Annotated in this window: 11 protein-coding genes; 1 reads left to right on the top strand and 10 read right to left on the bottom strand. The window is 44.7% G+C overall.

The features are described from left to right. A partial coding sequence (locus tag A3756_RS07670) for an inositol monophosphatase family protein (RefSeq protein ID WP_068553240.1) occupies positions 1-738 on the top strand: 738 nt, incomplete at its 5' end. 87 nt (positions 739-825) lie between these two features. Here A3756_RS07670 and secF read toward each other — a convergent pair. The 10 genes from secF to A3756_RS07720 all read right to left on the bottom strand — a co-directional run. Beyond that, complete coding sequence (secF, locus tag A3756_RS07675) at positions 826-1,746, bottom strand: protein translocase subunit SecF (protein WP_068510624.1); 921 nt, start codon at positions 1,744-1,746, stop codon at positions 826-828. 10 nt (positions 1,747-1,756) lie between these two features. Beyond that, positions 1,757-3,613, bottom strand: a complete 1,857-nt coding sequence (gene secD / locus A3756_RS07680) for a protein translocase subunit SecD (protein ID WP_068553243.1) — start codon at positions 3,611-3,613, stop codon at positions 1,757-1,759. Between the two features lie 154 nt (positions 3,614-3,767). After that, a complete protein-coding gene (yajC, locus tag A3756_RS07685; protein WP_231872197.1) occupies positions 3,768-4,037 on the bottom strand; it encodes a preprotein translocase subunit YajC in 270 nt (89 codons plus the stop codon). Positions 4,038-4,200: 163 nt separating this feature from the next. Continuing rightward, positions 4,201-5,331: a tRNA guanosine(34) transglycosylase Tgt gene (gene tgt / locus A3756_RS07690; RefSeq protein ID WP_068510630.1), complete on the bottom strand. Its 1,131-nt coding sequence runs from the start codon at positions 5,329-5,331 to the stop codon at positions 4,201-4,203. A 25-nt stretch (positions 5,332-5,356) separates the two neighbouring features. Continuing rightward, positions 5,357-6,409 (bottom strand): tRNA preQ1(34) S-adenosylmethionine ribosyltransferase-isomerase QueA, encoded by a 1,053-nt coding sequence (queA, locus tag A3756_RS07695; RefSeq protein WP_068553245.1) that lies wholly within the window; start codon positions 6,407-6,409, stop codon positions 5,357-5,359. 6 nt (positions 6,410-6,415) lie between these two features. Next, a complete protein-coding gene (aroC, locus tag A3756_RS07700) occupies positions 6,416-7,501 on the bottom strand; it encodes a chorismate synthase (protein WP_068553247.1) in 1,086 nt (361 codons plus the stop codon). A 58-nt stretch (positions 7,502-7,559) separates the two neighbouring features. Continuing rightward, on the bottom strand, positions 7,560-8,528 hold the full coding sequence (prmB, locus tag A3756_RS07705; RefSeq protein ID WP_068553249.1) for a 50S ribosomal protein L3 N(5)-glutamine methyltransferase: 969 nt from the start codon (positions 8,526-8,528) through the stop codon (positions 7,560-7,562). Between the two features lie 90 nt (positions 8,529-8,618). Next, positions 8,619-9,275: a fumarylacetoacetate hydrolase family protein gene (locus tag A3756_RS07710; RefSeq protein ID WP_068553251.1), complete on the bottom strand. Its 657-nt coding sequence runs from the start codon at positions 9,273-9,275 to the stop codon at positions 8,619-8,621. A 49-nt stretch (positions 9,276-9,324) separates the two neighbouring features. Beyond that, entirely contained in the window at positions 9,325-10,335 is a 1,011-nt protein-coding gene (locus A3756_RS07715) for a putative solute-binding protein (RefSeq protein ID WP_068510642.1), read from the bottom strand. Between the two features lie 196 nt (positions 10,336-10,531). Next, the coding region (locus A3756_RS07720) for a CRTAC1 family protein (RefSeq protein ID WP_156490353.1) at positions 10,532-11,711 on the bottom strand (1,180 nt) is incomplete at its 5' end.

Below are 11,711 nucleotides of genomic sequence, written 5' to 3' on the forward strand. Positions count from 1 at the left end.
AATCAAAGTATCGATAAAAATGATCCAAACCAATCTGACCCTAATGCTAATGAAAAGCTGGTCAGCCATCTTGAATCTACTTTATTTCAAACCTTCTTTGATAGCCTAAAGAAAGCCAACCCAACCCACTTCATTATCGCACCCGATGAAACACCTAGCGACGTAAAAGAAGATAGCTGGCAAGTTAACGGCTTTCACGCGCCCTACAACCTGCTACGAAAAATCCCAGCAACGGCTTTTTCACTTGTTCATAAGTCTTCAGGAAAATCTCAAAACGCCTTACTTGTTAACCCGACAAATGGTGATGAATACACAGCAAGCCGTGGAAGCGGAGCAGCACTTAATGGCAGAAGAATTCGTTGTACCTCTCCTAAATCGCTAGCTGAAGCGACGGTTGCAATCAATACCATAAATCAATTCGACTCACCTGCCGAATCTCACGTCATTGCTGACTTTATTAGTGAAGTGGGAAGCAATGTCGGTCAAATGCAGGTTAGCAATTGCGATGCTCTTGATGTCGCCATGGTTGCCGCTGGCCAAATTGATGCAGCAATACTAACCAAGGTAAACGCTAAAGAGCTTGAAGCAGCTCTGCTGCTATGCCAGGAGTCTGGCGCACTGACAGGTACACTAAACGGCGGTGTATTTAGCGATAAAGAAGACAAAATCATCGTTGCCAATCCAAAGCTCTTTAAAGCATTGGTCCAGCGCTTTAATACTTTTCAAACACGCCTCTAAGGTAGCGCGTTTGAGAGCGCTAAATACTAGCCATAAAAAAGGGAGCTTCTGCTCCCTTTTTTATGGCTAGTATTTGACTACCTGACTTTAAGGTTGGTCATCAATAGCGTTTCCTTCCTCGTCCTCGACAACTGGAGCAATCAAATCTTCTTTGCTCACACCCATCGACAACAAGACATTACTAGCAACATAAATAGATGAATACGTACCCACTAACACACCAATCAAAAGCGCCTTAGCAAAGCCGTTAATCATTTCACCACCAAGAAAGTACAAGGCAAACAGCACTAACAAAGTCGTCGCCGATGTAACCAAGGTTCGAGATAAAGTTTGTGTCAACGAAATGTTAATGACTTCATCAGGCTCTGACTTTCTTAACTTTCTGAAGTTTTCCCTAATACGGTCGGATACAACAATCGTGTCATTCAAGGAATAACCAATTACCGCTAGTAGAGCAGCCAATACGGTTAAGTCGAAATCCCAACCCAGAATGGAAAAAGCACCAATAACGATAATGACATCATGTATCAAAGCCGATACAGCACCTACCGAGAACTTGAACTGAAACCTGACAGCAACATAGAACATGACCAAACCCAAGGCCAACAGCAAGCCAATGCCGCCCTGCTCTCTTAACTCTTCACCAACCTGTGCGCCAACAAATTCAGCTCTGGTCAGCTCTAGCTGCACACCATTCGCAGACAAGGTGCTCGCGACTTGCGCACCAACCTTATCGTTAAACGACTCAGACAAGCGAACCAACACAGATGTTGCTGCACCAAAGTTTTGTACAACTAATTTCTCATAACCCGCTGCAAGCAACTGCTCACGCACTTCTTCAAGGTTCGGCGCTTCTTGGTATTCAACCTCTACCAGCGTCCCCCCTGTAAAATCCAAACCCAAAGCCAGACCTTTCACACCAAGCGAAGTAATTGAGGCAAGCAATAAGATGATCGAGAATGCCGCGGCAATCTTACGTTTGCCCATAAAATCTATTGTATTGTTCATCCTGAGCACCTTACCCTATCGAAATTTTCTTCAGCTGACGGCCGCCATAGGCCAAGTTAACAATCGCTCGCGTCAGTACGACAGAAGTGAAGAGCGAAGTCATAATACCGAGTGACAATGTCACCGCAAAACCTTTAACCGGGCCAGTTCCTACCGCAAACAAGATAACCGCAGCAATCAACGTGGTTATATTTGCATCGAAAATCGCTACAAATGCTCGACTATAGCCGGCATGAATAGCTTGCTGAGGAGAAAGACCGTTTGCCAGCTCCTCGCGGATACGAGCAAAGATCAACACGTTTGCATCAACCGCCATACCGACAGTCAGTACAATACCAGCGATGCCTGGCAGGGTAAGTGTGGCAGAGATCATCGACATTAATGCACACAATAGAATGACGTTTATTGCTAGAGCAATATTCGCGACAACACCAAATGCCCGGTAGTAAACAAGCATAAACAATAAGACCAAAGCGAAACCGATTTGAACGGACATCAAACCCGCGTCGATATTTGCCTGCCCCAGGCTAGGCCCAACTGTACGCTCTTCAACAAAGTAAATTGGCGCTGCAAGCGAACCCGCTCTAAGAAGCAATGCCAGTTCAGCAGCTTCGGTGGCTGAGTCCAGACCGGTAATACGGAAGCTGTTACCAAACGCCCCCTGTATCGTTGCCAAGTTAATAATCTGGCGAATCTCACGGTTACGACGCTCTGTTACTTCTTCACCGTCGACTATTTTCTTAATTAGCTCAGACTTCTGCTCGATAAATAAAACACCCATGCGGCGCTTTAAGTTTCGCTTGGTCACTTCAAGCATCAACTTACCGCCCTTACCGTCAAGGTCGATATTAACCTGTGCCACTCCGTTTTCATCAAAACTCGCACGAGCATTCGATACATTGCTTCCCGTGACGATAATATCTTTTTCCAGGTAAGCGGTACGTCCTTTCTCACTCTTGAAGTCAAACTGCTGCATTTCTCGGCTAGAAGCGCTCGACTTAGCCTCTAGACGAAACTCCAGGTTTGCTGTTTTACCAATAATACGTTTTGCTGCCGCCGTATCCTGAACACCAGGGAGCTCAACCACGATACGGTTACGCCCCTGACGCTGAACCAAAGGCTCAGCAACACCCAGTTCGTTAACACGATTTCTAAGCGTAATCAGGTTTTGTTGAACAGCATAATCTTCAATCTCTTTAATTCGCGCTTCAGATAGTTTTAGCAATAAGAAGAAGCTTTCATCTTCTTCGATTGTTGTACGTGTAAACTGACGATATTCTGATGCGGCAAGCGAAACCGCTTTGTCCAATTCCTTTTCAGACTTGAACTTAACCTTGAGGCCATCAGTGCCTTCAACCAATACCGAACGATAGCGAATTTTTTCACTACGCATCGCTGTTTTAATATCACTCATTGAGACTTGAAGCTTTTGACTCAAAGCTTTATCCATATCAACTTCGAGTAAGAAGTGAACACCACCTCGCAAATCTAGACCAAGTTTCATAGGTCCAGCACCCATAGACTTAAGCCAATCAGGTGTGCTTGGTGCCATATTTAGCGCCGCAATATAATCACTACCCAAAACATCGCTTAGGACTTCTTTTGCAGATAATTGAGCTTCGTTGTCATAGAAACGAACCAAAAGGTTATTACCATTTAACTCCGCATGCTTAACAACAACATTATTTTTCTCTAATACGCTAACGACCCGCTTCTGTAGAGCATCGTCTGCTTTTAGCGAGCTTTGCGTTCCGGTCACCTGCACAGCAAAGTCATCAGGATAGAGATTAGGTAATGAGTACACTGCACCCAATGCCAGGGTGATCAGTATGAGAATATATTTCCACGCGGGGTATGTATTGAGCATCTTAGCTCCAGATCCTTTCGGTATTATTCAAAGTAATTGAGTGTGCAGGTGTTATATCACGACGCAGACCCTGTTACGCGAACAAAGCCTAAACAAACGTAAAAACATCTCGATTAGCCTAGTCGCTCACCCTTTGTGAGCGACTAACACTGATTTAGATACCTTTTAAGGTGCCTTTTGGTAATGCTGAGGCAACTGCTACTTTCTGAATGTTCATTTCAACACCCTCAGAAACTTCAACCTTAACAAACTCTTCTGAAACTTTTGTGACCTTACCAGCGATACCGCCATTCGTCACAATCTCGTCACCTTTGCTTAATTCAGAAACCAGATTTCTATGCTCTTTGGCACGCTTTGACTGTGGCCTCCACATCAAGAAGTAAAAAATCAGGATAAAGCCACCAAAGAATACCAACTGCATCATTGCACTTGGGCCTTGAGGTGAAACAGGCGCGCCTTCAGCCAGGCTAAGCGCAGAGTACATGCAGAAAGTCAGAAACAGACCAATTTTAGCGATTAATTTCATTAAGGGTTCCCCTTGTTTAGTTCTAATAGTTAGCAGTAAAATTTTTTAACTGAGCAACACTTTATTCTGCTGCGCCAGCTGTTAATTCTGGTGTTGTTTCGCCTCTTTGGGCATAGAAGGTATCAACAAAGGCCGACAATTTACCTTGTTCGATGGCCTGACGCAATCCACTCATTAAGTTCTGATAATATCTTAGGTTATGAATTGTGTTGAGTTGCGCGCCTAGCATCTCTTTACACTTATCTAAATGATGAAGATAGCTACGACTAAAGTTCTTACAGGTATAGCAGTCACATTGTTCATCGAGCGGAGATGGGTCTTCTTTATGAGCTGAATTTCTTATCTTGATAACACCCGTTGAAGTAAACAAATGGCCGTTGCGAGCATTTCTTGTCGGCATTACGCAGTCAAACATATCGATACCGCGACGAACAGACTCAACCAAGTCTTCAGGCTTCCCTACTCCCATTAAATAACGAGGCTTATCTTCAGGCATTTTATAGCCGATATGATCAAGCACCTTCATCATTTCTTCTTTCGGTTCACCAACAGATAAGCCACCAATGGCATAACCATCGAAGCCAATATTGGCTAAGCCTTCCAGGCTTTCATCACGCAAGTGCTCATACATTCCGCCCTGCACAATGCCAAATAAAGCTGAAGGGTTATCACCGTGAGCCTGTTTACTACGTTCAGCCCAGCGCATCGATAGCTCCATTGAACTACGTGCTTCTTCTTCCGTTGCAGGGTAAGGCGTACATTCGTCAAAAATCATAACGATATCTGAACCAAGCTTACGCTGAACTTCCATTGAGATTTCAGGCGTCAGCTCTACTTTAGAACCATTGATAGGGGACTTGAATGTTACACCCTTCTCGCTGATCTTACGCATATCTCCGAGGCTAAAAACCTGAAAACCTCCAGAATCAGTCAGAATTGGTTTATCCCATTGGATAAAGTCATGCAAAGTACCATGTTTCTCAACAATGTCGGTGCCCGGTCTTAGCATTAGATGAAAAGTATTTCCGAGAATAATATCCGCGCCAATCTCTTCGATATCCTTAGGTAGCATGCCTTTTACCGTACCGTAAGTGCCAACCGGCATAAACGCAGGGGTCTGTATTTTCCCACGTGGAAAGTCAATTTCTCCACGTCGAGCCAAGCCATCTGTCTGGCTGACCTTAAAGGACATACAACAATTCGATTCACTCAATGTATTACTCCGAAATATTCCCGCTAGAGGGATTTAGAAACATCGCATCACCATAACTGAAAAAGCGATACTTATTTGCAACAGCCTGCTCATAAGCATTTAAGATATTTGCCTGGCCTGAAAATGCAGATACCAACATTAATAGGGTCGATTTCGGCAAATGAAAGTTAGTAATCAGTGCATCGACACTTTTAAACTCATAACCTGGGAAAATAAATATCTCAGTATCACCGGTAAAAGCCTTAAGCTCGCCTGACTGGCTGGCAGATTCAAGACTACGAACACTAGTTGTGCCGACGCAAATAACACGACCACCTTTTCGACGAGTCGCAGTCACTTTATCAACCACGTCTTGAGTCACTTCAATCCATTCCGAATGCATTTCGTGGTCTTTAATATCGTCAACCTTTACTGGCTGGAAGGTTCCAGCACCAACATGCAAGGTAACAAAAGCTGTATCAACGCCTTTTGCTTTAAGCCTTTCAATAAGCTCATCATCAAAGTGCAAGCCTGCCGTAGGCGCTGCTGCCGCGCCTGGCTTATCGGCATAGACAGTTTGATAACGATCCTGATCCATATCCTCATCACCACGCTCAATATACGGAGGTAAAGGAATGTGGCCGTACTTTTCAAGCAGATCAAAAACCTCTAAAGACTCGGTCTCAAGAATAAACAGTGCATTCTGTCGCCCCTTCATTTCGATTACTTGCGTGCTACCATCGTCGGTATCAACAAGAATCTTGCTACCTTCTTTAGGGGAACGGCTAGACCTGACATGCGCTAAAAACGTATGACTATCAATCATTCGCTCAAAAAGAATTTCCAGTTTGCCGCCACTTTCTTTCTTCGCAAACAAACGCGCTGGAACAACCTTGGTATCATTGAATACCAGTAAGTCGTTTTCATTAACCAGCTCATAAACATCAGCAAAGGATCGATGAGCTAGTTTCCCCTCACTACCTTCGACCACCAACAAACGGCTTTGGCTTCGCTCTTCTGTCGGGTAGTTAGCAATTAGCTCGGGCGGCAAGTCAAAATCAAAATCAGAAACTTTCATACCGTCTTAGATTCTCGGTGTTTCACAGACAACGTCAGCATTTTGAGCACGATGGCGCATTAGGTGATCCAACAAAACCATTGCCATCATCGCTTCAGCAATGGGCGTAGCACGAATACCCACGCATGGGTCGTGACGCCCTTTGGTTGATACTTCAATCTGATTGCCTGCTGTATCGATACTTTTACCCGGCAAATGAATGCTTGAGGTCGGCTTCAAAGCCATATGCGCAACAATATCCTGCCCTGTTGAAATACCGCCTAAGACACCGCCCGCGTGATTCGAAAGAAACCCTTCCGGCGTCATCTCATCTCTATGCTCTGTGCCCTTTTGCTCAATACAATCAAAACCTGCACCAATTTCCACACCTTTTACGGCATTGATACTCATGAAGGCATGCGCCAGCTCGGCATCTAGCCTATCGAAGATCGGCTCTCCCAAACCTGGCGGCACATTGCGTGCAACAACAGAAATTTTCGCGCCAATAGAGTTACCCTCTTTATTCAGCGCTTTCATATAATCTTCCATCTCACCGACTTTATCGGCGTCAGGGCAGAAAAATGGATTGTCATTGACGATAGACATATCCACCTTCTCAACTTTAATTGGACCAAGCTGGGACAAGTAACCGTTGATTTCAATACCAAACGATTGTTTCAGGTATTTCTTAGCGATAGCACCCGCTGCAACACGCATTGCTGTTTCTCGAGCAGAAGAACGACCGCCCCCGCGGTAATCCCTGAAGCCATATTTCTGGTTGTAAGCATAATCAGCATGCGCAGGTCTAAAGGTCGTTGCGATATTCGAGNAGTCTTTTGAGCGCTGGTCCGTATTCTTAATCAACAAACCAATGGGCGTTCCCGTTGTTTTCCCCTCAAAGATACCAGAAAGGATCTCAACTTCATCAGCCTCTTTACGCTGCGTAGTGTAGCGCGATGTGCCCGGCTTCCGACGATCAAGGTCGACCTGTAAATCTTCTTCACTAAGCTCTATCCCCGGAGGGCAACCATCAACAATACAGCCTATCGCTTTTCCATGGCTCTCACCAAAAGAAGTGACTGTAAAAAGCTTTCCAAACGTATTACCCGACATACTATCTGCCTCTTTCTCTAGTTAAACGCTTTTGAGCGTTCAACAATAATATTCAATTCTATACCCAAGGGTAGTTTCTTAATTCTTGTGCGCGAATCACAAACACGCCGTGCCCACCCTGTTCGAACTCAACCCAAGTAAAGGGAAAATCAGGATAAGCCTCTTCTAACGCTTCCCAACTATTTCCAACCTCGACAATCATTAGGCCGTCATCACTTAAGTGCTTCGCACTTTCCGTTAGAATTCGTCTGACAATATCCAGCCCGTCAGGCCCTGCAACCAAGCCTAATACAGGCTCAGCACTATACTCTTCGGGCATGCTGTCAAAATCGTTTTGATCAACATAAGGCGGATTCGACAAAATTAAATCGTAACGAACATGTTCACCATCCGAGAACTGCGAAGGATCGCTCAAAGCACTGAAAAGATCAGAGGAAAACGCCTGAACCCGGTCATTTAATTCATACAATTCAATATTCGACTTTGCCACGGCCAGGGCATCGACTGATATATCAAACAAATCCACCTGCGCCTCTTCAAACTCCAAAGCGGCAGCGATGCCGATGCAACCACTTCCGGTACATAAATCAAGCACTCGCTCAGGCTCATTTAATAGCCAAGGTTCCATATGATGCTCGATGAGTTCGGCAATCGGAGAGCGAGGTATGAGCACTCGCTCATCGACATTGAAGCGCAAACCACAAAACCAAGCTTGTTTGGTGATATAAGCCAGTGGCTCTCGGCCTTTTGTTCTGCGCTTAATCGCATCTAAGATAAGCGCCTTCTCTTCGTCTGCCAGACGACAAGACCATAGTTCAGTCGAAAAATCCCAAGGCAGATCTAATAACTGAAGAACCAGGCTGACTGCCTCATCCCAGTTGTTGTCAGTACCATGGCCACAATAAACCTGTTCACGATTCAAACTCGAAAAAGTGTAACGAATAAAATCAGCTATCGTCTGCAAATTTGACTCACTACTTGATGCACTGCTAGCAAGTTCAGAAGAACGGGTTTGAGTCTGAGGCACGCGGGCTAATTCCTAATATCGAAAAAGCCCGCAATTATATAGAGAATCGGCAGCTGGGGGAATGGGAGACACCGAAGTCAGCAGCTAAATTTAGATTGCCTTAGTATCAAAAGCTAAATTCTTGCCAAACTTTAGCGACAACTGATCCCCTTTGTGTAGCTGCCCCACCCCCTTCGGCGTTCCGGTAAGAACAACGTCACCTGGGTTGAGCGTGAAAAAGGTACTCATATGCGCAATAAGTGGCGCGATCGGGTTCAACATATCGCTACTCTTACCATGCTGTCGCAACTCTCCATTGATACTCAAGGTAAACTCAAGCTGGTTTAAGGCTGTACAGTTCCCTAACGGAACAAATTCACTGAGCGGGCAAGCACCATCAAAGCTTTTGGCGACTTCCCAAGGGTGGGATTTTTCTTTCAACTTTGACTGCAGCTCACGCCGCGTTAGATCAAGCGCCAAACCTAAGCCTTCAATTCCTTGCTCCGCTTGTTCGGCATTTGCATTAGATAGCGTCTCTCCGATCAATACGGCAATCTCTGCCTCATAGTGGCAATCTGTGTCTGGAATAGTGAAAGGTTCACTTAAAGAGACGACAGCCGACCCTGGTTTAATAAACAGAATCGGCTCAGAAGGTATGGGGTTATTAAGCTCTTTGGCATGTTCTGCGTAATTACGCCCGACACAAACGACTTTTGTGATAGGTGATTCGAATAAACTTCCATCAACAAATTTTGCTGTATAAGGCATCACTACTCCTACTAAGCTACAAGGTCTCTAGGAGCAGTGTTCTGCGCAACTACTCCGGAGTCGCGCATTCTGTCGCAGATGGATTAAATTTACAACGGATCTTCCACAATATTGAGATAGCTTTTGCGTCGTAGGCTTTTTCATCTCTTAAGGCTAAACGAATCTTCTTAGAAAGGTTTTCATACTCTGACTTTCTTACATCATCGAGACTCACCCAGTACTTCTGTGGAATTTCACTGTGTGCCTGCTTAACTGTATTCTCGAGTTCATTAAATCGAGATAGCGCATGCTGGCGCATATTGTGAGCAAAATTTGCTGGGGCTGTTTCAGTATTGACGACCATTTCCATCACAGCATAAAGAATATTGAAGTCAACAATTCCGCCAGTTTCGCCCAAACCTTTGTATAACTCAAACGTGTTGTAAGCCAACGCGGGCGCAAACATTACGTCAACGTTGCCATTATTGAATTGCCCACCCCAAGTAGCCAACGAAGTGTGTACCGGCGATGCACCAACCACTTGGGCAAATCGCTCACTGGCTACATCAGCATTCAAAATAGACACTTTTTTGCCGCTAATTGCTGATATATCCACATTACTCTTATCTCGAACAAAGGTATAAATCTCGCCAATTGGAAACAACCCAGCCATCTGGTACTTGCCATTGGAAATCAACTTCTCTGCTTTCTTACTCGATAAGGATTTCGACAATGTTTTCAATTCTTTTAAAGTACGAATAGCGCCTGGAGCACCAAAAGCCCCGGTAAAAGGCACGAAGTCTTTTGCTAGAATATTGGTTAATAAAACGGCACTGCATTCGCCTGAACGGAAGTCATTCGAAGCAACTTTCTCATCCGTATAGGCTTCCATTTGCAAATCAATCCCCCAACTTATTGCCTTGAGCTTTGTTTCCTTCAAAAAAGAAATAAACGGCCCATTAGCACCAACAGGGTCCCAGACACAAAATTTAACCGGCGTTAAATTACTGGCATTCGCTGGCAGAGCGCTTGCGACAAGTATCAGCGTAAAGAAGAATAGTCGGGTTATTCGTGAACTCATGGTACTTCCTTTATTATTTTCAATAGAACAAGGTCTTTACCCATCCAGAAATTTGAACGACAAAATGGAACAGCAAAAAACCGAGAACGAGACAGTATCTGAATATTATTCACATTTCAATTTCAGACACTGTGATTTTCACCTAATTTGGAACAATTAGTCATGCACTCAACCGGAATAGACTGTTCTAGAATCGCTACTTATCAAACTCGATTAGGTAATAACGCGCAGGGAGAAAGAGGAAATCTAGTTTTTCTCTGCTACCACTGAGCCACTTTATCTGAAGCTGCTGATAGCTTTGTTTTTCTGCCATACCAAAATGAGCAAGAGGCTCATCAAAACTAAGAAAACCACCTCCAAGAACTTGCTGAGATAACTGCGCCGTGCTTTCATCATCAAGAGAATGACCGAGCAATTGCACGCTGGAGCCCAATACCGTTTGCCCATTAAGTCTTAGATCGATCAATATACCCGGCTCTCGAGTCTGATTGATGAAGACGCCATGGTCGGCAGCAACTCGTTGGGAGATGATATCGAGATCACCATCCCGGTCAAAATCAACCGTCACAAAGCTCGGGGTATTTAGATAATCTTCCAAGCCCATTTCCGCTTCTGCTCGGTACATTCCTTCGCCATGCTTATTCATATACAAAACATTGGTCTGGGTACGCCGCCCTGCTCCACCAAACATATAACCGTTGCCAACATAAATATCGTTCCAGCCATCATTATTCAAGTCTGCTATCTTGCTGTGCCAACTCCAATAACTTTCTGATACAGCCCAGTCTTCAGCAAGTTCTTGCCAGCCGCCCATCGAGGACATAGACAAGACATTGCGCTGAACACCCTTAGGGTATAGTGAATAGTTGATAGCTTGCTTTGGGGGAATTACTTTACTGGCAGCTCGGCATAAAGACTCAGCCACTTTGTTTTCCTGAGTCATGAGACTACAAATATCGTCTTGCCTTGATTGCCTGGCCAGTTGAATAAGCTGCGCCTGAAGACAGTCTTGTTTTCTCTTGCTCTCAGCCAAATATTGACAGATACCAACTTGCCCAGATTTGACAGCCTGATCAAGTGAAAGCAAAGCTCTACACGCCTGTAAGTCTGCAATGCCAGCCTGCTGACAATAGTCCAAACCACCCTCTTGGCCAAAAGACATATCAACACTAAAGTAATCAATTAGCTGGTCTCGATTGAGGTCGCCACTGGCGATACTCATCGTGTTAAATGCACTGTAAGCTGGCAGGTTACTATCGGCTTTAGCTACTTGGAAACGCCCCGATTTCCAGCGATATATAATATCGGGGGCATCCATATCATTTCCCACGAGCAACTCCGGCTTACCATCTCGATCAATATCCGAGAAAAGTACT

This window comes from Oleiphilus sp. HI0086, assembly GCF_001635225.1.